This window comes from Sphingomonas fuzhouensis (genome assembly GCF_034659795.1).
Taxonomy (GTDB): Bacteria; Pseudomonadota; Alphaproteobacteria; order Sphingomonadales; family Sphingomonadaceae; genus Sphingomonas; species Sphingomonas fuzhouensis.
The window spans coordinates 303,285-325,804 of the sequence record NZ_JAXSQY010000001.1 but is presented as its reverse complement, the minus strand read 5'-3'; the positions used below and the strand labels follow the sequence as shown (position 1 = coordinate 325,804).

Sequence of the window (22,520 nt, the reverse complement as noted above, 5' to 3'; positions counted from 1 at the left end):
GGGGCCCCACGCCCCTCGCCCCTCCACCACCGCTTCGCGGCGGTCCCCCTCCCCATCGGAGATGGGGAGGACTGGGCGGGCGACCTTCACTTCGCCACTCCCACCCGCTGAATTTCCCATTCGAGGCAAACGCCCGACTGCGCCTTGACCTTCGTCCGGACTTCCTCGCCCAGCGCCTCGATCTCCGCCGCCGTGGCGTTGCCGAGGTTGAGCAGGAAATTGCAATGCTTTTCCGACACCTGCGCGTCGCCCAGCGTCAGCCCGCGACAGCCCGCCGCATCGACCAGCGCCCAGGCCTTGTGCCCGTCCGGGTTCTTGAAGGTCGAACCGCCGGTCTTGGAGCGCAGCGGCTGCGACGCCTCGCGCGCGGCGGCGATGCGGTCCATCTCCGCCTGGATGTCGGCAGGTTCGGCGGCGTGGCCTTGGAAGGTCGCCTCGACCACCACCGTCCCGTCGGTCAGGTTGGAGTGGCGATAGGTATAGTCGAGGTCCGCCACGCCCAGCGTCTCGACCGTGCCGTCGCGGCGGACGATGGTGGCGGAGACCAGCACATCGGCGACCTCGCGCCCATAAGCCCCGCCATTCATCCGCACGAAGCCACCGACCGTGCCGGGGATCGAGCGCAGGAACTCGAGCCCGCCGATCCCGGCATCGCGCGCATTGGACGAAACCAGGATGCCCGAGGTGCCGCCGCCGCAGGTGATGCGGTGCCCCTCGCCTGCCCGCGCATAGCTGAATGGCTTGCCAAGCCGGATCACGACCCCCGGCACGCCGCCGTCACGCACGATCAGGTTCGAGCCGAGACCCAGCGCCATGACCGGCACATCGCCCTCAAGCGCCTTCAGGAATGCCGACAGATCGTCGACATCCTTCGGCTCCAGCAGATATTCGGCCGGTCCGCCCGCCTTGAACCACACGAGCGGCGCCAGCGGCGCAGCCGGGGTCAATCGGCCAGCGGTGTCGGGCAGGGTCATCGGCGCGCCTCGATGGCGCTCGCCAGACCCGCCGCCCATTTGGTGATGTCGCCCGCGCCCAGGCAGACGATCATATCGTCCGCGCGAATCGAGCCCGCCAGTTCCTCGGCCAGCGCATCGGCGTCGGCGACCGTCGCGGTCGAGCGATGCCCGCGCCGCTTCAGTCCCTCGACCAGCGCGGAGGCATCGACGCCTTCGATGGGCTGCTCCCCCGCTGCATAGACCGGCGTGACCAGCACGCGGTCGGCGTCGTTGAAGGCGGTCTGGAACTCCTCCATCAAATTGCCGAGCCGGGTGAAGCGATGTGGCTGTACCACCGCGATCACGCGACCGCGCGCGCCCTCACGGGCGGCGGCCAGCACCGCGCGGATCTCGACCGGATGGTGGCCGTAATCGTCGATGACGGTCGCGGTGCCACCATCGACCGCGATCTCGCCGACCTTGGTGAAGCGCCGCTTCACGCCACCGAACTGGCTGAAGCCCTGCTGGATGGTCGCATCGTCGATGCCCAGCTCCAGCGCCACGCCGATCGCGGCCAGCGCGTTCTGGACGTTATGGCGGCCGGGCATGGGCAGTTCGATCCCCTCGATCGAGCGGCTGGAGCCGTCGCGGTGGCGGATGATCGCCTCGAACCGGTTGCCGCCGGGGATCGGCGTGACGTTGACGCCGCGCACATCGGCCTGTGCCGAGAAGCCATAGGTCACGACGCGCCGGTCGCGGACGCGCGGCAGGATGTTCTGCACCTCCGGGTGGTCGAGGCAGAGCAGCGCCGCGCCATAGAAGGGCACATTCTCGACGAACTCGACGAATGCGTCCTTCACCCGGTCGAACGAGCCGTAGTGATCCAGATGTTCGGGATCGATGTTGGTCACGACCGCGATCGTGCCGTCCAGGCGCAGGAAGCTGCCGTCGCTCTCATCCGCCTCCACGACCATCCAGTCGCTGGCGCCCAGACGCGCATTCGAGCCATAGCTGTTGATGATGCCGCCATTGATGACGGTCGGGTCGACGCCGCCTGCATCCAGCAACGCGGCGACCATGGAGGTGGTCGTGGTCTTGCCATGCGTGCCCGCCACCGCGACGGTGGACTTCAGCCGCATCAGCTCGGCCAACATCTCCGCCCGGCGCACCACGGGAATGCGGCGTTCGAGCGCGGCTTCGACTTCGGGGTTGGAGCGGGTGATCGCGGTCGAGGTGACGACCACCGCCGCATCGCCCAGATTGTCGGCGCCGTGCCCGATGGCGACCGGAATCCCCTTGTCGCGCAGGCCCTGGACCACATAGCCCTCGGCCACGTCGGAGCCCTGCACGCGGTAGCCGAGATTCTTCATCACCTCGGCAATGCCCGACATGCCGATGCCGCCGATCCCGACAAAGTGGATCGTGCCGATATCCGTCGCGACGCCCTTCATGCGCCTGCTCCCGCCAAATTCCTGTTCCTTTGCGATTTGCCCACCGGCAGCACCATACGCGGCGCATCCAGGCTTTCGACCAGATCGGCGAGATCGCTCGCCGCCTCGGGCCGTCCGCAGGCGCGCGCACGGCCCGCCGCATTCTCCAGCGCCGCCGGGTCGAGGCCCAGCTTCTGCATCTGCTTGGCGAGTTCGACCGGCGTGAAGTCCTTTTGCGGGATGGTCCGCGCGCCGCCCGCCTTCGTCATCTCGCGCGCGTTCACCGTCTGGTGATCGTCGGTCGCGGAAGGCAGCGGCACCAGGATCGCCGGGCGACCCGCGACCGTCAGCTCGGCCAGCGTCGAGGCCCCGGCGCGCGCGATCACGAGATGCGCCCAGGCCAGCTGCTCGGGCAGGTCGGGCAGATAGGTGGCGAGTTCGGCCGGAATCTCATGCTCGGCATATTTGGCGCGCACCGCGTCGATATCCTCGATCCGCGCCTGATGCGTCACCTGCAACCGCCGCCGGAAGGTGACGGGCAGCATGGCGAGGCCGTCGGGCACGACTTGGCTGAGGATGCTCGCCCCCTGGCTGCCGCCGGTGACGAGGACGCGGAAGATGCCGTCTTCCTCCAGCAGCGGATAGGGCCGCGCCCGCAGCGCCAACACCTGGTCGCGCACCGGATTGCCGATCAGCCGGGTCTTGTCGGCATGCTTGGCGCTCAGCCGTTGCGTATCCTCATAGGACAAAGCAATCGCGTCGACTTTCCCTGCGACCAGCCGGTTGACCCGGCCCAGCACGGCATTCTGCTCATGGATCGCGGTCGGGATGCCTTCCGCGAACGCCGCCAACAGGGCTGGCATCGCCGGATAGCCGCCGAAGCCGATCACCGCCGCCGGGCGGAACGTCTTGTAGAGTTCGCGCGCCATCGCCCGGCCGCGCCACATCTCGCGCAGCGCCTTGGCCCAGCCGACCGGCCCGCCCGCAAAGCGCCCGGCGGGAAGGACATGCGTCTGGATATCCTCGAACAGTCCCGGAAAGCGCACGCCGCGCGCGTCCGACACCAGCGCCACGCGGTGGCCGCGCCGGGTCAGTTCGGCCGCAAGGGCCGCGGCGGGAACCATATGGCCGCCGGTACCCCCGGCGGCGAGGACGAAGTGACGGCTCATTGCCCGCTCCACCTGACTACATAGGGGCTGCGCGTCAGGAACGGGTTGCGCCGGGTGAACGCCAGCAACAACCCCATCCCGATCGACAGCGCGATCATCGACGAGCCACCATAGCTGATGAACGGCAGGGTCATCCCCTTCGACGGAGCCAGACCCGTATTCACCGCCATCGAGATCAGCGCCTGCGCGCCGAACTGCACCGCCAGCCCGGAGGCGGCGTAGAGCTTGAACTCATCCTGTTCGTCAAGCAGCTTCACGAACACGCGCACCACGATCGCCAGAAAGACGAGCGCGATGATCGAACAGGCGATCAGCCCGAACTCCTCGCCGATCACCGAAAAGATATAGTCGGTATGCGCCTCCGGCAGGCCGAACTTGGCGGTCCCCCCGCCCGGCCCGGTCCCGGTCCAGCCGCCCGCGGTCAGCGTATTATGCGCGGCGTTGACCTGAAAATGGTCGGCCGCGCCCTCGCCATCGACATCGGGGAAGAGGAAGGCGTTGATGCGGCTGCGCGCGACGCCATAGAACATATAGGCCGTGACCAGCCCGATCGGCGCCAGCGATCCGATCGCCAGCATCACCCGTATCGGCGTGCCCGAGATCATCAGCAGAGCGATCCACACGAGACAGAAGACGATCGTCTGCCCGAAATCAGGTTGCAGCATGAGCAGCCCCGCGACCAGCGCCGTCATGCCCATGGTGATGAGCGTGGCGGGCAGATCCTTCTCCTTGGCCCGTAGCGACAATATCCAGGCCGTCGTCACGATGAACATCGGCTTCAGAAACTCGGAAGGCTGGAACTGCGCGATGCCGAAGCCGACCCAGCGCCGCGCGCCGTTGATCGACACGCCGATAAAGGGCGTCAGCGCCAGGACCCCAATCAGGATCGCCGTGCCCAGCACCGCCATGCGGCGCGCGGTGACGACGGGCAGCATCGAGACGGCGAACAACACGGGCAGCGAGACGCCGACCCACATCACCTGCCGCCAGAAATAATAGAGCGGCGCGAATTTGCGATGCTCGCCCGAATAGCGGATCGCGGTGGCGGGGCTGGCGGCGGCGACGGCGATCAGCCCGATCGCGATCAGGAACAGGGTGAGCAGCAGCAGCACCCGATCGATGTCCCAGAACCAGGTGCCCAGCGGCGAGCGGTCGCCGCGCCCGCCACGGCCCTTCATCGACCCGATTAGGCCGGGGCGCGGGGTCTTGGGCGTGCGTTCGCTCATGCCAGGGCCTCCACCGCTGCGCGGAAAGCGTCGCCACGCGCTTCGTAATCGCGAAACTGGTCAAAGCTGGCGCAGGCGGGGGACAGGAGGACCGTGTCACCGGGCCGCGCCGCCGCCGCCGCATGGGCGACCGCTGCCTCCAGCGTGCCGGATTGCTCGACCACGGGCACCTTGCCCTTCAACAGATCGAAGAACAGCGGCGCGGCCTCGCCGATCGTATAAGCCGCGACGACGTGATCCAGATGCGCGGCGCAGGCGTCGAGGTCGTCACCCTTGCGCTTGCCGCCGACGATCCAGTGGACGCGCGGGAAAGCCGCCAGTGCGGGCGCGGTCGACTCCGGGTTCGTCGCCTTGGAGTCGTTGACGAACGCCACACCGTTCCGGGTCGTGACATGCTGCATCCGGTGCGGCAGGCTCGCGTAGGTGCGTAGGCCCGCTTCGATCACATCCTCGGCAAGGCCCAGCGCACGGGCGACGGCAATCGCCGCCAACGCGTTCTGGGCATTGTGCGGGCCTTGCAGCGCGGGCCAGCGGCTCTGATCGATGGCGCTGGCTGCGATGGTGACGAGATCGTCAGCCCGCCCGGCCAGCCCTTGCGCGATATTGGCCGAGGCTTCGTCGCCCGTGCCCACGACGGCGACATGCCCAGCCGACTGCATCGCGAACAGCCGCGCCTTGGATGCAGCATAGCCCGCGAACCCGTCATAACGGTCGAGATGATCGGGCGTGATGTTGAGCAGCACCGCCACGTCGCAATCCAGGCTCTGTGTCAGGTCGATCTGATAGCTGGACAGCTCCAGCACATAGACCCCGCCCTCGGTCAGAGGCTCCTGCCCCAGGATCGGCAGGCCGATATTGCCGCCCATCAGCGTCGGCACGCCCGCCGTCTTCAGGATATGGTGAACCAGCGCGGTGGTGGTGGACTTGCCGTTGGTGCCGGTGATGCCGACGACCTTGTGCTGCGGCAGGTCCTTGCGGGCTTGGGCGAAGAGTTCGATGTCGCCGATCACCGGCACCCCAGCCGCCCGCGCGGCAGCGGCGAGCGGATGGGTGTTGAGCGGCACCCCCGGCGACACGACCAGCGCGTCGAAGCCCGACAGATCATCGAGCGGCGCGATACTCAGCCGGTCATGCGGGGCAAAGGCCTCGCGCTTCGCCGGATCGCTGTCCCACGCGACGACACGCGCCCCGCCCGCCAGCAGCGCCGAAACGGTCGCGGCGCCGGAGCGTGCGAGCCCCAGCACCGCGTACCGTTTCCCCGCCCAGTCGCGCGAAACGATCATCGCAGCTTCAACGTCGACAGGCCCGCCAGCGCCAGCACGAAGGCGATGATCCAGAAGCGGATCACCACCGTCGGCTCCGACCAGCCGAGCTGTTCGAAATGATGGTGGATCGGCGCCATGCGAAACACCCGCTTGCCGGTCCGTTTGTAGAAGAAGACCTGGATGATGACCGACATCGCCTCGACCACGAACAGGCCGCCGATGATGCCCAGCACGATCTCGTGATGTGCGACCACCGCGATGGTGCCGAGCGCCCCGCCCAGCGCCAAGCTGCCGGTGTCGCCCATGAAGACCGCCGCCGGGGGCGCGTTGAACCACAGGAACGCGAGCCCTGCCCCCACCACCGCGCCGCAGAAGATGGCGAGTTCACCCGCGCCGGGTACGTGCGGGATGCCCAGGTAATCGGCAAACTTCACGTTACCCGCCAGATAGACGATGACCATGAACGCGACGCTGGCGATGATGACCGGCATGGTTGCGAGGCCATCGAGCCCGTCGGTCAGGTTCACCGCATTGCCGAACGCCACGATCGTGAAGGCGGCGAACAGCGGATAGAAATAGCCCAGATCGAGATACATGCGCGACGTGAAGGGCAGATACAGGTGCGGCCCGTTCTGCCCCATGATGATCCACGCCGCGACGCCCGCAATCGCGAACTCGAGCAGCAGCCGCGTCTTGCCCGACACGCCCGCCGTCGAGGCCTTCCGCACCTTGTCGTAATCGTCGAGGAACCCGATCGCGCCGAAGCCGAGCGTCACGAACAGGCACGCCCAGACGAACGGATTGAACACGTTCATCCAGATCAGGATGGACAGCGTCATGCTGGTCAGGATCATCAGCCCACCCATGGTCGGCGTGCCGCGCTTGGCGAGGTGGGTCTGCGGCCCGTCGGCACGGATCGGCTGCCCCTTGCCCTGGCGGACGCGCAGCCAGCCGATGAAGCGCGGCCCGATAATCAGGCCGATGAACAAGGCGGTCGCCACCGTCGCGCCGGTGCGGAACGACTGGTAACGGATGAGATTGAGAAGCCCCGGAAAACCGAGATGCTCCGCGATCCAGTACAGCATTAACTCACGCCCCGCCCGTTGGGATGTCGCCGCGCAGGGCCGCCACGACACGCGACAGCCCGACCCCGTTCGACCCCTTGATCAGCACCACGTCATCGGGTGCGATGATAGCGGCCAGCGCCTCGCGCGCGGCCTTCGCATCCGCCACATGAACGAAATCGACCCGCCCCTCAAGCGCGGCGGCCAGCGGCGCCATCGATTCGCCGACCAACAGCGCCCGTTCGACGCGCGCGGCGAGGATCGGCTCAGCCAGCCCAGCGTGATAGTCGGCGGAGTCTTCGCCCAGCTCGCGCATCTCACCCAGCACTGCGACATGGCGGCCCGGTTCCTCGGCCAGCACGGCCAGCGTCGCGCGCATCGAGGCGGGATTGGCGTTGTAGCTTTCGTCGATGACCAGCGCGCCATTGGCGGCCCGGAATCGCGCGCCACGCCCGGCCAGGCCACCCAGTTCGGCCAGCGCCAGCCCCGCCAGCCCCAGATCGCCACCCGCCGCATCGACGGCGGCGAGCACCGCCAGTGCGTTGGACACCCAATGCCGCCCCGGCTGCGACAGGGTGAAGTTCAGTTCCTTGTCGCCCAGCTTGGCAGTGACGAAGCTGCCGCCGGTCGCCCCGCGCATCGCCTCGACCGCGCGAACATCGGCGGCCGCATCGAAGCCGAAGGTCACAATTCGGTCGGCATAGGGCTTGGCGGCGGCGATCAGGCGATCGCGGTGCGGGCTGTCATAGGGAATGATCGCCGTGCCGCCGGGCTGAAGCCCCCGGAAAATCTCGCCCTTGGCATCGGCGATGGCGGATTCGTCCGCGAAGAATTCGGTGTGCGCAGGCGCGATGGCGGTGACGATCGCGATATGCGGGCGCACCATCGCGGTCAGCGCGGACAGTTCGCCCGCATGGTTCATGCCCATCTCGAACACGCCCGCGTGGCAATCGCGGGGCATCCGCGCAAGGCTCAGCGGCACGCCGGTATGGTTGTTGTAGCTCTTGACCGAGCGGTGCACCGCTCCTCGCCAGCCACGTTCGAGCGCGGCATAGAGTGCTTCCTTTGCGCTGGTCTTGCCGACTGATCCGGTGACGCCGATGATGGTTGCCTCCGTCCGGGCACGGCTGGCGCGGGCGAGGTCTTCCAGCGCATGGAAGCTGTCAGCGACACGAACATGCGGGTGGTCGGTCGGGTTGCTAACCAGAGCTCCCGCCGCCCCTTGGGCGAACGCCTGGTCGAGAAAGCGATGGCCATCGGTCGCCTCGCCCAGCATCGCGACGAACAGGTCGCCGGGACCAACCTCGCGGCTATCGAACGCGACACCCGAAACGGCGAAGTCGGCGGACGCGGTGCCGCCGGTCGCAGCGGCAATGTCCTGCGCGGTCCAGAGGGTCATTTGCGCTCCTCGCCCGTCTTGGCGCCATAGTGCAGCGACAGCTTAGGGCGCACCCGTACGGGCACCTCCGCCTGCGCGGCATCGGTCTTTTCCGTCGGAGGCGTCTTGGTCGGGGCTTGCGCGGTCATGCCGCACATTCCCGCGCGACGGTCACGTCGTCGAACGGCAGGACGAGGTCGCCGACGATCTGGCCCTGTTCATGCCCCTTGCCCGCGATCAGTACGATATCCTGCTCGCCCGCTTCGGCGATGGCGGCAGCGATGGCCGCACGGCGGTCGCCGATCTCGATCGCGCCGGTCGCCCCCCGCATCACCTGCGCGCGGATCGCGGCGGGGTCTTCGGTGCGGGGATTGTCGTCGGTGACGATCACCCGGTCGGCGTGCATCGAGGCCACCTGCCCCATGACTTCGCGCTTGCCCGGATCGCGGTCGCCGCCCGCGCCCAGCACGACGATCAGCCGCCCGCCCGCATGGGGCTTGAGCGCGGCGATCGCCGCCTCGATCGCGTCGGGGGTATGGGCATAGTCGACATAGACCGGCGCACCGCTCTTTGCGATGGCGGCACGCTCCAGCCGTCCGCGCACCGGCTGCAAGCGGCCCAGATTGGCGATCGTCGTGGCAATGTCGCCACCCGTCGCCAGCACCAGGCCCGCCGCGACCAGCGCATTGGCGGCCTGATAGGCACCGATCAACGGCAGCTGGACCTTGTGCACCTGCCCATGCTCGTCCTCGATCACCAGCCCCTGCCCCAGCAGGGTCGGATGCCGCTCGACCAGCTTCAGCGTCGATCCGCGCTCGCCGACCGTCACCAGCTTGTCGCCGCGCGCGCGGGCCAGATCGATCACCCGGCCGCTCTGCACGTCATCGGCCCAGACGACCGCCGTACCGCCCGGCGACAGGACTTCGGAGAAAAGCCGCATCTTCGCCGCGAGATAGGCGCCCATGTCGCCGTGATAATCGAGGTGATCGCGCGACAAATTGGTGAAGGCCGCCGCCGACACCGCCAGCCCCTCAGTGCGGTACTGGGTCAGGCCGTGGCTCGACGCCTCGAACGCCAGATGGGTCACGCCTTCGCGCGCCAATCCGGCGACGTTCGACAGGAAGGTGACGACATCCGGCGTGGTCAGCCCGGTATAGGTTCGCTCGTCGGCGGTGGTGACGCCCAGCGTGCCGATCGAGGCGGCGTGATGCCCCGCCATGCGCCAGAGCTGGCGCGTCATCTCGACCGTGGAGGTCTTGCCGTTGGTCCCCGTCACCGCCACCGCCATCGCCGGGAATGGCGCGAAGAACGCCGCCGCCAGCCGGGCGAAGGTCGCACGCGGTTCGTCGGAGGCGATATGGACCGCGCCCTCGACCGTCACGTCCGGCCGCGCGACCACCGCCACCGCGCCGCTGCGCACGGCATCGGCGATGAAATCCTCGCCATTGACCCGCGCGCCCTGGAATGCGCCGAAAATGGTGCCGGGCGCGACCTTGCGATGGTCGATCGCGAAACCGGAAACGAGGGCGTCGCCGCCCTCGCCCGTGATGCTCTGGTCCAGTTGATGCAACTTCATGCCGTGCCCCTCATCGCCCGTCCACCGGCGGTGCCTTGGGGTCCTGCCACAGGGTGGGCAGGATGTCCGACTCGTCGATATCCTTGGTCGCATCCGGCACGACGCCCAGCATCGCGCCGACCCGCGTGATCGTCCGCCCGACCACGGGCGCGGCGTTCCAGGCTGCGGTCTTCCACCCTCCGGTCTCCTTCGTACCCTTTGGCGAGTCGAGCATCGCCAGCACCACATAGCGCGGCGCATCCATCGGGAACGCCGCTGCAAAGGTAGCCACGTTGCGCGACCGATCATAGCCGCCCGCGACCGCCGCCTCGGCGGTGCCCGTCTTGCCGCCGACGCGGTAGCCGGGCGCATCGCCCTTGCGCCCCGTGCCGCGCATCACGATCAGACGCAACATCTGCCGCATCTTGTAGCTGGTCGCCTCGCTGATCACCCGCCGTCCGGCCGCCGCATGGCCCGGCGCGACCTTCAACAGGGTCGCAGGCCGCCAGATGCCGCCATTGACCAAAGCCGCATAGGCCGATGCCAGGTGCAGCGGCGTAACCGCGATGCCGTGCCCGTATGCGGTCGTCATCGTCGTCGTGCGCGCCCAATAGGTCGGCAGCAGCGGACGCCCCTTTTCGCGCAGCTCGATATCGGGCTTGGTGTCGAAACCCAGCTTCTTGAACATGGTCTGCATCCGCTGCGGCCCGATCTCGTCGGCGATCCGCGCGGTGGCGATATTGGACGAATAGATCAGCGTCTCGGCCATGTTCAGCCAGCGCTTCGGATCGCCCTGTTCGTCATGGATGGTATAGCCGCCGACCTTCAGCGGATGGGTCGCATCGAAACGCCGCGCCATCGAGGTGACGACGCCATTCTCCATCGCGGTCGCCATGGTGATCGGCTTGAAGGTCGACCCCAACTCGAACACGCTCTGCGTGGTGATGTTGCGCAACTCGTCGGAGCCCGCCATCCCGACCCGGTTGGGGTTGAAGGTGGGCAGCGAGACCATCGCGATGACCTCACCCGTATGCACGTCCAGGATGATGCCGCCGCCGCCACGCGCCGCGAAGGTGTTCATCGCCCGGCCGAGTTCGCTTTCCAGCGCGGCCTGGGCACGGGTGTCGATCGACAGCGCGACGGGCTTGCCCGCCTGGGCCGGGTCGAGCAGCCGGTGGTCGAGCACGCGCTCCATGCCGCTCATGCCGTGCCCGTCGGTCGACAGGAAGCCCAGCGCATGGGCGGCGAGCGTCGATTGCGGGTACAGGCGCTGCGTCTCGCGGTCGAAGACCAGGCCCGGCTCGCCGATGGCATTGACCTGCTCGACCAGCGTCGGGCTGGCGCGGCGTTGCAGATAGACGAAATTCGCCTTGCGGGTCAGCTGGTTGTAGAACCAGGCCTGATCGCCGCGATCGGGCATCAGCGCGGCGAGGCGCGCGGCGATCTCCATCGGATCGCCGATCAGTTTCTTGGGGTGGACCGCGATCGTCCAGCTGTCGATCGTGCGGGCAAGCGGCGCCCCGTTACGGTCGACGATATCACCGCGCGCCGCCAGCGTGGCGGTTCGCGCCGCCGCATCGGCGGGTCCGGCGAACACCGCTAGCAGCATCAGCCGCCCGATCACGACGAGCACCGCCGCGCCGAACAGCATCATCAGCATCATCAGACGCATATGCGTCGTCGCGACCAGCGCGTGGCGCTGGCCGGCGGTACGCTGCGTTCCGGCGGGACGCGCGACCAGAACGCTCAACGCCGCCGCCGCGATTCGGTCTTGGCGCCCTTCAGAATGTCACCCAGCGTCGTGTCGGACAGCAGCTGGCGGTCGAGCATCGCCACCGCCTCCGGCCGGACCTTCGCCACGGCAGCGGCGGTGCGGACGGTGGCGATCGGGGCGGTCTTGGCCTTTTTGGAGCTGACGACCCGCTCGGACACGGCCTGGACGATCTGGGGCTTGGGCAGCGCGACCTTGGCGAGGCGAACGACGGGGGCGGGCGCGTTGGGCTTGGCGGCGGGGGCAGAAACGGCAGCGACAGCCGTGGCATCCAGCGGGGCGACCGGAGCGGGCTGCGAGGGCACGAGCAGGGCGGCGGTCTGGACCGCGCCATTGGCGGGCCCACGCGTCACATCGAGCGAGGCGAGCTGCGCCTCGTCACCGACGAACTGCCCCGCCACCGGCGCGGTCAGTGCCAGCGTGTCGCCATTCCACTTTTCCAACTGGACCAGATTGGCGCGGGTGTCGAACTCGGTCTCCAGCGCGCGGATGTCACGCTGGGCGGCGGCGATGCGGGCGTTGACGTCGTCGAGCTTCTTGCGCTCGGCCGCCACCTGCAACGAGACGAGGTAAAAGCCCAGGACGACTGCGACGCAGCTCCCGAACCACCCTATCCCCTTCAACCGATACGCCGCCGTCATATGCCCAACTCCTGACTCAACTCGCCCCCCGGCAAATTACCCAAACCCGCCGACCAGGCGGGTGCATCTGTCCGCGTCGCAAAGCGCAGCGTCGCAGAGCGCGCGCGCGGATTGCGGGCCAGTTCCGCCTCACCCGCGCGCACCGCCTTGCCGACCTGGGCAAAGCTCGGGGCCCGCGCCGCCGCCTGTTCGGGCAGATGGCGCGATCCGCCCGGCATCTGCCCGGCGCGCTCGCGGAAGAAGCGCTTGACCATGCGATCTTCCAGACTGTGGAACGTGACTACCACCAGGCGACCACCCGGCTTCAACGCACGCTCGGCCGCCGCCAGCCCGTCGGCCAGCTCGTCCAGTTCGCGGTTCACATGGATGCGGATCGCCTGGAAGGTCCGGGTCGCCGGGTCCTTCTTGTCATGCGGGCGATAGCCGAGCGCGCGGCGCACCACGGCGGCCAGTTCGCCGGTGCGGGTCAGCGGGCGCGCTGCGACGATCGCCTGGGCGACACGGCGCGAACGCGGCTCCTCGCCATAATGATAGAGGACGTCGGCGATCGCGGCTTCGTCGGCGGTGTTGAGGAAATCGGCCGCCGACTCGCCCGCCTGCGCCATGCGCATGTCGAGCGGGCCATCGCCCTGGAACGAGAAGCCACGCGCCGCCTGGTCGAGCTGCATCGAGGACACGCCGATATCGAGGACCACACCGTCAACGCGCGCCTCCAGCGCCTGATCCAGCCCGGAAAACTCCCGGTGGATCAGGGTCAGACCCGGCTCGGCGGCGACCAGCGCCTGACCATTCGCGATCGCATCGGGATCGCGGTCGAAGGCGATGACCTTCGCCCCCCGCGCGAGCATCGCACGGGTATAGCCGCCCGCGCCGAACGTGCCGTCGACATGCGTCTCGCCGGGGGCGATGGCGAGCGCGTCGAGGACTTCGTCGAGCAGGACGGGGATGTGGGGCGCGTCGTTCACAGGACGATCCCCTTTTCCTGGCAATGGAAGCGCGCCGCGGAGATCATCTTGGGCGGCAGGCCCGGCGTCTCGACCAGCGTCTTGGGGTCCCAGATTTCGATATAGTCGAACGTACCCCAGAAAAAGGCATGGCCGGTGATCCCGGCATGGAAGCGGGGAAAGCCCGGCATGATGAAGCGACCCGACCCGTCAAAGGGCACCGCCTCGCCATTCGCCAGGTCGCGCTTGATATTGTAATCGATCCGGCCATCGGGGCCACGCGACATCTCGGTCCGCGCGTCCAGTTCCTTCTTCAGCACGGCAACATAACCCGGATCATAGGCGATCAGACAGCGCTCGGTTTCATGGACCGCAATGATGATGGTCCCGCCATCCTTTCCGTCGGGGCGCGGCGCATTTTGAGCCAGCGTGGAGCGGAGTGCATTGGGGATGGCGACGCGGCCCTTGTCGTCGACAAGGCCAATGCCACTTCCCTGATACAAACCCCTTTCGGACACGCCAACCTCGCACATGGCGCGCACGGCCTCACCGTTTCGAAAAACGGCCCTCGCCGAATCCCGACCATTTCTGGATCACAGTGAGCCTGCCCCTCTGTTGGAACGGGTTTACCTATAGCAGAACCGGGAGGCAACGGGATTTTTGGGGATGAACGGGGAAATCATGGCCAAAACCGGTGATATGCGACGAATGGCTAGGCGGGGCGCGGGATCGCACGCATCCCGAGGGCGGCCGAAAAGCCCGGAAATCCGCGCTTGTGGCCCGGTTTCCCCGGATTTCCCCGGCAGTATCGAACGACAAAAGCGATCACCTTATGCTTAACTTTTATTAAGCAAAAAGGCCGGTCCGGCCATGAGTCGCCGCTCCGCCGGAGCGAATCCCAGCGGCATGTGAGCAGGCAAGATGACGGATGCGCCCCGCCCTTGAACGCAGTCGGAGGCGTTACTGGACGGGCTCGGCGGGGGCCTGGGTGTTGACGGGAGCGGGCGCGACGCCGAGTTCGGCCAGGGGCTCGCTGCTTGTCGGGGCGGTGCTGTTCGTCACGCCTGCGTCGGCAACCATGTTGCTCTGCGCCGCACCGGTCGAGACCGCCGGTGGCTCGTCACGGTTGAGGGAGCCCAGGATCGTGCTGGCGATCGCGATGAGCAGGATGACGGCGGCCAGGCCGATCATGCCGACTTTCACGCGCTGCATGATATGATGATGGTCGGGTGACTTCATGGAATTCGGTTATACTATCTCTTACGCCGCATTCTGTCGACCTCCGGCGCGAAAGGGTGGCGGCTATAGTCCCTTTTCCGCCCGCCACGCCGGATTATGGAGCGTGGAGAGGTAGCGAAACCCGGTATCGCACAAAATGGTTGCGATGCGCTTATCGGGACCCAGCGCCCGCGCCAGCGCCACCGCGCCCGCGACGTTGATGCCCGAGGACAGGCCCAGGCACAGCCCTTCTTCGCTGAGCAGCCGCTGCACCCAATACCATCCCTCGGCATCGGAAATCCGGAACTGGGTATCGACCGGCGCGCCTTCCAGATTGGCGGTGATCCGCCCCTGCCCGATCCCCTCGGCGACCGAAGAGCCGTCGGACTTCAACTCGCCATGTGCGTAATAGTCGTAGAGCGCCGCGCCATGCGGATCGCTGAGCGCGATCACCACCGATTCGTCATGCGCCTTCAACCCCAGCCCGACGCCCGCAAAGGTGCCGCCGGTCCCCGCCGCACAGGTGAAGCCGTCGATCCGCCCCTCCATCTGGTTCCAGATTTCCTCGGCGGTGCCGACAATATGTGCGCGCCGATTGGCGATATTGTCGAACTGATTGGCCCAGACCGCATTGTCCGTCTCCTCGGCGATCCGGCGCGAGGTGTGGACGAAATGGCAGGGGCTGGAATAGGGCGCGGCGGGCACCAGCACCAGTTCGGCCCCCAGCGCGCGCAGCGTGTCCATCTTCTCGCGGCTCTGCGTCTCGGGCATCACGATGATCGTGCGATAGCCCTTGGCATTGGCGACCAGCGCCAGGCCGATACCGGTATTGCCCGCCGTCCCCTCGACGATCGTACCACCGGGGCGCAACAGCCCCCGCGCCTCGGCATCCTCGACGATGAACAGCGCGGCGCGGTCCTTCACGCTGGCGCCCGGATTGGCGAATTCGCACTTGCCGAAGATATCGCATCCCGTGGCCTCGCTCGGCCCCTTCAGACGGACGAGCGGGGTATTGCCAATCAGGGCCAGCGTGTCGGAGGTCACATGCATGGCGCCTAGATGGCCCCTGCCCCGCTTTCCGGCAAGCAAAGCCTTGCTTGGCCCCTATCAAGGATAAGGAGGGGCCTGTTCGGACACAGGAATTGTTGGACAATGGGACCCTGACGCGAAGGTCATGCTTGACGCCGGGTTGCTGCATTTGCGAAGCACCGCCCCGCTATGAAAAGCCTCCTCCCCGTTTTCGTCGCCGCACCGCTGCTCGCCCTGGCAGCGTGCAATTCCAAGCCCAGCCAGCCCGAGGTCGTCGATACCAATCCCGACCCCATGGCCAACATCCTCGCCAACCGCGCGCCGGTCGAACTGCCGCCTGCGATCAAGGCGGACAAGAGCTTCCGCTGCAAGGACAACAGCCTCGTCTTCGTCACCTTCTTCCAGGGCGACAAGCAGGCCAATGTCCGCCTGAAGCAGGGCGAGGCTCCCGTGATCCTCAAGGCCCCGGCAGCCGGTGAGCCGCTGACCGCCGAGGGCGGTTGGAAGATGACCGGCGACGAAAAGGCGATCACCCTGACCACCCCGAAAAAGGCGGCGCAGGTCTGCCACATCTGATCCCATCATCCTTGGCGTCGATTAACCGACGATAAGGACTTGATCGAATACCGGCCGGCGGGGATATCTCCGTCGGCCTTTTTCTTGGGCCTAAACCGGGAGGTCGGACGAACAGCCGTGGCCGCGATCGCGATCTACAGCCTCAAGGGAGGTGTCGGAAAGACCAGCATGGCGGTCAATCTGGCGTGGTGCGCATCGGCCCTGTGTGCACGCCGGACCCTGTTATGGGACCTCGATCCCCAGGCCGCCTCGACCTGGCTGTTGGGCGGCGCGGCGCATGGCGACCGGGCGCAGGCGGTCTTTTCCCGCGACATCCCCGTCGACCGGCTGGTGCGCTGCACCGACTTCCCCCGCCTGTCGCTGCTGGGTGCGGACGATTCGCTGCGCGGGCTCGACCTGCTGTTCCACACGATCGAGAAGAAGAAGCGGCTGGGCAAGCTGATCGAGGGGCTGGACGATTATGACAGCGTCATCCTCGATTGCCCGCCCGGCCTGACCGAGACGACCGAGCAGGTGCTGCGGGCGGCCGACCTGATCGTCGTGCCGGTCGTGCCCTCGGCGCTCGCCACCCGGGCGCTGGCGGTGGTGGACGGCCATGTCCGCGGGCGCGTGCCCCTGTTGCCGGTCCATGTCATGGTCGATCGCCGCCGCCGCCTCCATGCCGAGGCCTTGGCCGCGCATCCCGACTGGCCGGTCGTCCCGATGGCCAGTCTGGTCGAGGCGATGGGCCAGCACCGCGCGCCCGTCGGCGCCTTTGCCCCGCGCAGCGCCGCCGCCCGCGCTTATGCCGATCTGTGGCGGGCGATTGAAGGGCGGCTGGCGGGGGGATGAGCCGCCGCGAGGAACCCGGCGCCGTCGAACGGCTGACCCCGCATCTGGTGCTGGGGGCCTATGCGGTCGGCGTGTTCCCGATGGCCGATACGCGCGACACCGATCATGTCTATTGGGTAGAGCCGCGCAAGCGCGCCGTCCTGCCGCTCGACGGCTTTCACCTGTCGCGCTCGCTGCGCAAGACGGTGGCGAAGGACCGTTTCCGCGTCACCGCCGACACCGCCTTCGAATCGATCATCCGCCTCTGTGCGGAGAGTGTCCCCGACCGACCGGAAACCTGGATCAACTATGCGATCGAACGGGTCTTCATCGACCTGTTCGACATGGGCTTTGCGCATTCGATCGAATGCTGGGACGGCGACGAGCTGGTCGGCGGGCTGTATGGCTTGGCACTGGGCCGTGCCTTTTTCGGCGAGTCGATGGTCAGCCGCCGGACCGATGCGTCGAAGGTGGCGCTGGTCTGGCTGGTCGCGCGCCTGCGGGCCGGAGGCTACAGCCTGCTCGACTGCCAGTTCCAGACCGCGCATCTGGCGACCATGGGCGCGGTCGAGATCGGACGCGACGATTATGTCGCGCTGCTCTCCGACGCATTGGCGGGCGTGGTGGCGCCGGGTGCGTCCGCCGCGGGGCTGTCCGCCTCGGGCGACTTCGGCGCGCTCGACCGTTTGGGGGCGGCACCGGGCAGCGACGCCGGGACCGTATCCGGCCCCGTTTCGGGCCAGGACATCGTGCAGCTCTTGGTCCAGACGTCATAGACCGGGTGGAGCACGACGTTGAGCGCCGGGCGCTCCTTGTACAGCCAGCCTGAAAAGACCCGCTGCCACCGCTGATTCGCGCCGCGCACATCGAGTTGGACAAAGGCCCCGGTCAGCGGCTCCGGCTCCCAGGACGCGGTCTTCTCGCAGGCGCGCAGACGTACCACGACATCGCCGACGCGGATCGCCTGGCCGGGTTTCAGCGTCAGGTCGCGCGAAACGCCGTTGCGCTTGTTGAGCAAGCCGATCACCGCGACGCGCTGCGCCATCGGCGTACCGCCGGTCGGCAGCGCGGCCTGCGCCCCATCGACCGATTCGATGCCCGAGGCCGCACCGGGGCTATCGGGCAGAATCTGGCTGACCGTCGATTCGGTGGCGTCGGCCCCGCCATGATCGGTCAGCGCCTGATAGCCGAACCAGCCGCCGACCCCCAGCAAGGCGACCAGCGCACCGCCAGCCAGCCAGCGCGAAATCTTCACCCCTCAGGCGTCCAGGCTTCGTAATCCCCGGTCGCCGCCTGGCGATGACCACCCTTTTCGAGCGCGCCGGACGGGCGATAGGCCATGGCGGTGCCGGTCATGTTCGGAATAGCAGGCTTCTGCCACGCGCGACGCGGCGGCAGCGAGCGATCGGGCACATCCTCCACCTGATGATGTAGCCAGCTGAACCATTCCGCCGGAACCCGGCTGGCATCGTTCGAGCCCTTGTAGATCACCCAGCGACGCGGGCGACCGGCGGTATCGCGGCCGCCTTCATAATAGACGTTGCCATGCGCGTCCTCGCCCACCTGCGCCTTGCCGCGCAGACCGAACCAGGTGCCGATGGTGGCGCCGTTCCACCAGGTGAAGGGATTGAGGTTGATGCCCATGACGCGCCGTGTAGCCCGGCTATCGCCGCCCTTCAACCGCGTTCGCGTGATTGGGGACAGTTCATGACTTCGCTTGAAGCCCCTCCTCCCGGCAGGGGGGAGGGGTTTGGGGTGGGGGTTCTTCCACGAGCGCCGGTCTCCGTGAGACGGCCTGCCCTCCCCCATCCCCTCCCGCCTGCGGGAGGGGCGTGCATCGGGCAACGTTTCGTGTTGCCGATAAGCGGCTCGCTCGGAGATCAGGCGAACCACTCAAACTAAGCATCACTTCGGCCAGGACACCGAATCGCCCTCGGAGATACCCAGTTCCGCCGAACGCCCGCCGACCAGTTCCAGCACGGCGGCGATCGGTTCGCCTGAGGGGATCTGCGCCTCGCTGAACGGCACGGTGTTTTCGGCGATCCGCGCGATGGTGCCATCGGCGCGGATGAACAGGATGTCGAGCGGTGTGGGCGTGTTCTTCATCCAGAAGCTCGCCACGCGCGGCGCCCCGCCCTCGGGCGGATAGGGCGCGAACAACATGCCGCCATCGGGTTTCAGGTCGGTGCGGTACATCAACCCCTGCGCCTGTTCGGCGCTGGTGCGGGCGGCCTCGACATCGAATCGATGCTTGCCCTGCGCAGTCGTGATCATGACCGGCACCGTCGCAGCCTTCTGCCCGGCCTGTGCCGAGGGGGCGTTCTCCCCGGAGCATCCCGCCAGCCCGGCACCCGCCAGAGCCAGCGCCACCATCATAACCCGAATCATTCGGCTCCTCTCGGCGTCACGACCACCGCCAAGGGGCCCTTCGGCCCCTCAACCACGCGCGCCGCCAGCGGCTGACCGGGTTCGACATCCAGGATACCGCCGCGACGCAGCGTCTCCATATGGACGAAGACATCCGCCCCGTCACGGTCGCGCAGCAGGAAACCATAGCCTTTCAGCCGGTTGAACCATTTGACCGCAACCTCTTCGGGGTCGCCCGCCGCGTCGACCAGCGCCACCGGATCGATCCGGTCGGGCGAACGCGGGCGTTTGGGAAGCTCCGGCACGGCATGGGTCAGGTCGATGGTCAGCACGTCGCGCGCCTGATAGCCGCGCTCGCCGCGCACTCCGAGCAGCTCGACCCGCGCGCCTTCGGGCAGACTGCGCCGCCCATGCGCCTGCAACACGGTGAAGTGCACCAGCACATCCCCGTAGATCGGATCGTCCGCCACCACGAAGCCGAAGCCCCGCGTCACGTCGAACCATTTTACGACCCCCGCCAGCCTTACGGCCGTTTCCGCCGTTTCGCTGTCGATGCCGCCCCCTTCACTTGGCGTTTCTTCCAGCATCATCGCACCCTTGTGCCCAACTGCTAGCATCATTGTTCGCGCTCGCAATGCAATGACGTTCGCTTTTTTGCTGGTCCGGAGTGGGACGACGGCGCAAAAATCGATACCGGCGGCCTATGATCTTGCGCTGGATCAGAAATCTTCCACGTCCGGCATGGCGCCGGGTGCCGCCGACACGATCCGCCGGGACAGGTCCATGGCGTGACCGGCACGCATCATCGCGGCAAACTGCTTCTCGCGGGTCGGCCGATCCACCTCTTCGGTCCCGTAAGGGCCGATTCGCCGCCGCCGGGCAAAGGCCAGCGCAGCCTCGCGCGCCGCCTCGGCCACCTGCCGCGCGATCGCCTCATGATCCTCCGCCCCGACCCGCGCGGCATGCAGCGCCTGGGCGACCCGCCGCGCGCCCAAGCCTCGCCTCGCCAGCGAGGCGGCCTTGGCCTCCGCATAGGCGCGGTCGTCGATATAGCCGAGCGCGACCATCCGCGCCGCCAGCCCGCGCGAATCGGGCGCGCCCTCCCCCGCCCAGCCCCGTTCGCGCAGCTTGCGGGTCAGATAATCGACCAGCTTGCCTTCCGTGGTGGCAAATCGCTCGACATAGCGTAACGCCAGAGTCTCCAGCGTTTTCGGGTCAAGGGGTTTCGGAGGGCGACGATCGGCGGACACGCCTTGTTTGTGCCACACTGACACCGGATTTAGAACGCGGGAAGCCGCCATCCTCGGCGGAAAAGAATCATTCGTCCCCGCGCGACCATTTGGCGGGGGCGCAAAAGCATAAGGAACGAAGGCAAGGCCATGACGATCGAGCACCATCAGGACGACGCGCGCGCCATCATCGCGACGCCGACCGAGGATGCGCTGCCGCGCCGCTTCGCCGACTTCGATACGCTGGGCGACGCGTTGGACTATGCTGCCTCGGGCGCGCGCGGCCTGAACTTCCATGACGCGCGCGGGGTGCTGAACCGCCCCTATCCCTTCGCCGAACTGCGCAAGGACGCGCTGGCCTGCGCCCGCCGCCTGATCGCCAGCGGCGTGCAGCCCGAGGATCGGATCGCGCTGGTCGCCGAGACGGGACCGGAATTCGCCGCCTTGTTCTTCGGCGTGGTCTATGCGGGGGCCTGGCCGGTGCCGCTGCCGCTGCCGACCTCGTTCGGCGGGCGTGACAGCTATATCGAGCAGCTTCGCGTCCAACTCGCCAGCTGCGACCCCAAGATGCTGATCTTCCCGCCCGAACTGGCGCAGATGGCGGGAGCCGCCGCCGAGGCCGCCGGGGTCGAGGGCATCGACTGGGACAGCTTCGCCACGCGCGACGCAGCCGAGGTGGAGCTGCCTCAGGCGAACCCGGACGCGATCGCGTATCTGCAATATTCCAGCGGCTCGACCCGCTTTCCGCATGGCGTGGCGATCACCCACCGTGCGCTGCTCAACAATCTGGCGGCGCACAGCCATGGCATGAAGATCCAGGAGAGCGACCGCTGCATCTCCTGGCTGCCTTGGTATCACGACATGGGTCTGGTCGGCTGCTTCCTGTCGCCGATCGCCAACCAGGTTTCGACCGACTATCTGAAGACCGAGGATTTCGCGCGCCGTCCGCTCGCCTGGCTCGACATGATCAGCCGCAATCCGGGCACCTCGGTCAGCTATTCGCCGACCTTCGGCTATGACATCTGCGCGCGCCGCATCTCGTCGCAGACCAAGGCGTCGGACCGGTTCGACCTGTCGCGCTGGCGGCTGGCGGGCAATGGCGCGGACATGATCCGCCCCGACGTGATGCAGTCCTTCGTCGACGCCTTTGCCGATGCCGGGTTCCAGGCGACCGCCTTCCTGCCCTCCTACGGCCTGGCCGAGGCGACGCTGGCGGTGTCGATCATGCCGCCGGGCGAAGGCATCCGCGTCGAGCTGGTCGAGGAAACCCAGCTGTCGGGCGGCGCCCGCGGCACCGACCGGCCGCAGCGTTTCCGCGCCATCGTCAATTGCGGCAAGCCCGCGCGCGACATGGAAATCCAGATTCGCGAAGAGGACGGCACCCCCCTGCCCGACGGCGCGATCGGCAAGGTCTGGTGCAAGGGCCCATCGGTCATGGTCGGCTATTTCCGCGATCAGGAGGCGACCGACGCCTGTCTGGTCGACGGGTGGCTCGACACCGGCGACATGGGCTATATGTCCAAGGGCTATATCTACATCGTCGGCCGCGCCAAGGACATGATCATCGTCAACGGCCGTAACCACTGGCCGCAGGATATCGAATGGGCGGTCGAGCAGCTGCCGGGCTTCAAGGCGGGCGACATCGCCGCCTTCGCCATCACCACGCCGGGCGGCGAGGAAACCCCCGCCGTGCTGGTCCAGTGCCGCAGCTCGGATGACGAAGAGCGGCTGCGCCTGCGCGACGAAATCCGCGAGCGGGTGCGCGCGGTGACCGGCATGAACTGCGTGATCGAACTGATCCCGCCGCGCACCCTGCCGCGCACCAGCTCGGGCAAGCTGAGCCGCGCCAAGGCCCGCAACCTGTATCTGGCGGGCGAGATCAAGCCGTACGACGTCGCGGCCTGATCTTTCGC

23 protein-coding genes and 1 pseudogene are annotated in these 22,520 nt (G+C 67.6%); 4 read left to right on the top strand and 20 right to left on the bottom strand.

All coding sequences use genetic code 11. From position 1 onward, the window contains the following. Positions 1 to 86: 86 nt before the first annotated feature. The 15 genes from murB to U1H82_RS01510 all read right to left on the bottom strand — a co-directional run bounded on the left by murB (position 87) and on the right by U1H82_RS01510 (position 15,646). Positions 87 to 974, bottom strand: a complete 888-nt coding sequence (gene murB / locus U1H82_RS01580) for a UDP-N-acetylmuramate dehydrogenase (protein ID WP_322963170.1) — start codon at positions 972 to 974, stop codon at positions 87 to 89. Beyond that, positions 971 to 2,386, bottom strand: a complete 1,416-nt coding sequence (gene murC, locus U1H82_RS01575) for a UDP-N-acetylmuramate--L-alanine ligase (RefSeq protein WP_322963169.1) — start codon at positions 2,384 to 2,386, stop codon at positions 971 to 973. Before murC ends, murB begins: the two co-directional genes overlap by 4 nt. Next, positions 2,383 to 3,534, bottom strand: a complete 1,152-nt coding sequence (gene murG, locus U1H82_RS01570; RefSeq protein WP_322963168.1) for an undecaprenyldiphospho-muramoylpentapeptide beta-N-acetylglucosaminyltransferase — start codon at positions 3,532 to 3,534, stop codon at positions 2,383 to 2,385. Before murG ends, murC begins: the two co-directional genes overlap by 4 nt. Continuing rightward, complete coding sequence (locus U1H82_RS01565; RefSeq protein ID WP_322963167.1) at positions 3,531 to 4,760, bottom strand: peptidoglycan glycosyltransferase FtsW; 1,230 nt, start codon at positions 4,758 to 4,760, stop codon at positions 3,531 to 3,533. Before U1H82_RS01565 ends, murG begins: the two co-directional genes overlap by 4 nt. After that, complete coding sequence (murD, locus tag U1H82_RS01560; protein ID WP_322963165.1) at positions 4,757 to 6,043, bottom strand: UDP-N-acetylmuramoyl-L-alanine--D-glutamate ligase; 1,287 nt, start codon at positions 6,041 to 6,043, stop codon at positions 4,757 to 4,759. Before murD ends, U1H82_RS01565 begins: the two co-directional genes overlap by 4 nt. Continuing rightward, complete coding sequence (gene mraY / locus U1H82_RS01555) at positions 6,040 to 7,110, bottom strand: phospho-N-acetylmuramoyl-pentapeptide-transferase (RefSeq protein WP_056434228.1); 1,071 nt, start codon at positions 7,108 to 7,110, stop codon at positions 6,040 to 6,042. The genes murD and mraY overlap by 4 nt, the downstream gene beginning before the upstream one ends. 4 nt (positions 7,111 to 7,114) lie before the next feature. Continuing rightward, positions 7,115 to 8,488, bottom strand: coding sequence for a UDP-N-acetylmuramoyl-tripeptide--D-alanyl-D-alanine ligase (locus U1H82_RS01550; protein WP_322963164.1), 1,374 nt, complete (start codon positions 8,486 to 8,488; stop codon positions 7,115 to 7,117). Next, a complete protein-coding gene (locus U1H82_RS01545) occupies positions 8,485 to 8,616 on the bottom strand; it encodes a hypothetical protein (RefSeq protein ID WP_322963163.1) in 132 nt (43 codons plus the stop codon). Before U1H82_RS01545 ends, U1H82_RS01550 begins: the two co-directional genes overlap by 4 nt. Next, complete coding sequence (locus U1H82_RS01540) at positions 8,613 to 10,043, bottom strand: UDP-N-acetylmuramoyl-L-alanyl-D-glutamate--2,6-diaminopimelate ligase (RefSeq protein ID WP_322963162.1); 1,431 nt, start codon at positions 10,041 to 10,043, stop codon at positions 8,613 to 8,615. The genes U1H82_RS01545 and U1H82_RS01540 overlap by 4 nt, the downstream gene beginning before the upstream one ends. Before the next feature lie 10 nt (positions 10,044 to 10,053). Next, positions 10,054 to 11,772 carry a peptidoglycan D,D-transpeptidase FtsI family protein gene (locus U1H82_RS01535; RefSeq protein ID WP_322963161.1) on the bottom strand — a complete coding sequence of 573 codons (1,719 nt, stop codon included), beginning with the start codon at positions 11,770 to 11,772 and terminating at the stop codon, positions 10,054 to 10,056. Then, a complete protein-coding gene (locus U1H82_RS01530) occupies positions 11,769 to 12,434 on the bottom strand; it encodes a hypothetical protein (RefSeq protein WP_322963160.1) in 666 nt (221 codons plus the stop codon). The genes U1H82_RS01535 and U1H82_RS01530 overlap by 4 nt, the downstream gene beginning before the upstream one ends. Continuing rightward, complete coding sequence (rsmH, locus tag U1H82_RS01525; RefSeq protein WP_322963159.1) at positions 12,431 to 13,399, bottom strand: 16S rRNA (cytosine(1402)-N(4))-methyltransferase RsmH; 969 nt, start codon at positions 13,397 to 13,399, stop codon at positions 12,431 to 12,433. The genes U1H82_RS01530 and rsmH overlap by 4 nt, the downstream gene beginning before the upstream one ends. After that, the gene (locus tag U1H82_RS01520; RefSeq protein ID WP_322963158.1) at positions 13,396 to 13,881 is read right to left on the bottom strand and encodes a division/cell wall cluster transcriptional repressor MraZ; all 486 of its coding nucleotides are present in this window, start codon (positions 13,879 to 13,881) and stop codon (positions 13,396 to 13,398) included. The genes rsmH and U1H82_RS01520 overlap by 4 nt, the downstream gene beginning before the upstream one ends. Positions 13,882 to 14,338: 457 nt before the next feature. Beyond that, on the bottom strand, positions 14,339 to 14,617 hold the full coding sequence (locus U1H82_RS01515) for a hypothetical protein (protein ID WP_322963157.1): 279 nt from the start codon (positions 14,615 to 14,617) through the stop codon (positions 14,339 to 14,341). Positions 14,618 to 14,680: 63 nt separating this feature from the next. Continuing rightward, positions 14,681 to 15,646 (bottom strand): cysteine synthase A, encoded by a 966-nt coding sequence (locus U1H82_RS01510; protein ID WP_322963156.1) that lies wholly within the window; start codon positions 15,644 to 15,646, stop codon positions 14,681 to 14,683. Positions 15,647 to 15,814: 168 nt separating this feature from the next. Here U1H82_RS01510 and U1H82_RS01505 point away from each other — a divergent pair, with 168 nt between their 5' ends. From U1H82_RS01505 to aat, 3 genes are all read left to right on the top strand, one after another. Further along, entirely contained in the window at positions 15,815 to 16,201 is a 387-nt protein-coding gene (locus U1H82_RS01505; protein WP_322963155.1) for a hypothetical protein, read from the top strand. A gap of 117 nt (positions 16,202 to 16,318) precedes the next feature. Continuing rightward, positions 16,319 to 17,032 carry a ParA family protein gene (locus U1H82_RS01500; protein WP_322963154.1) on the top strand — a complete coding sequence of 238 codons (714 nt, stop codon included), beginning with the start codon at positions 16,319 to 16,321 and terminating at the stop codon, positions 17,030 to 17,032. Continuing rightward, positions 17,029 to 17,787 carry a leucyl/phenylalanyl-tRNA--protein transferase gene (gene aat / locus U1H82_RS01495; protein WP_322963153.1) on the top strand — a complete coding sequence of 253 codons (759 nt, stop codon included), beginning with the start codon at positions 17,029 to 17,031 and terminating at the stop codon, positions 17,785 to 17,787. The genes U1H82_RS01500 and aat overlap by 4 nt, the downstream gene beginning before the upstream one ends. 35 nt (positions 17,788 to 17,822) lie before the next feature. Here aat and U1H82_RS01490 read toward each other — a convergent pair. The 5 genes and pseudogenes from U1H82_RS01490 to U1H82_RS01470 all read right to left on the bottom strand — a co-directional run. Beyond that, positions 17,823 to 18,056 (bottom strand): annotated as a pseudogene (locus U1H82_RS01490) (DUF2155 domain-containing protein); the annotation flags it as partial. 206 nt (positions 18,057 to 18,262) lie between these two features. Next, a complete protein-coding gene (locus U1H82_RS01485; protein WP_322963152.1) occupies positions 18,263 to 18,655 on the bottom strand; it encodes an NADH:ubiquinone oxidoreductase subunit NDUFA12 in 393 nt (130 codons plus the stop codon). 261 nt (positions 18,656 to 18,916) lie between these two features. Then, positions 18,917 to 19,399, bottom strand: coding sequence for a DUF192 domain-containing protein (locus U1H82_RS01480; RefSeq protein WP_322963151.1), 483 nt, complete (start codon positions 19,397 to 19,399; stop codon positions 18,917 to 18,919). Next, positions 19,396 to 19,965, bottom strand: coding sequence for a cold-shock protein (locus U1H82_RS01475; protein ID WP_322963761.1), 570 nt, complete (start codon positions 19,963 to 19,965; stop codon positions 19,396 to 19,398). Before U1H82_RS01475 ends, U1H82_RS01480 begins: the two co-directional genes overlap by 4 nt. A 132-nt stretch (positions 19,966 to 20,097) precedes the next feature. Then, entirely contained in the window at positions 20,098 to 20,628 is a 531-nt protein-coding gene (locus U1H82_RS01470) for a regulatory protein RecX (protein ID WP_322963150.1), read from the bottom strand. Positions 20,629 to 20,757: 129 nt separating this feature from the next. Between U1H82_RS01470 and U1H82_RS01465 the strand changes: the two genes are divergently transcribed. After that, a complete protein-coding gene (locus tag U1H82_RS01465) occupies positions 20,758 to 22,512 on the top strand; it encodes a fatty acyl-AMP ligase (RefSeq protein ID WP_322963149.1) in 1,755 nt (584 codons plus the stop codon). Positions 22,513 to 22,520 lie beyond the last annotated feature (8 nt).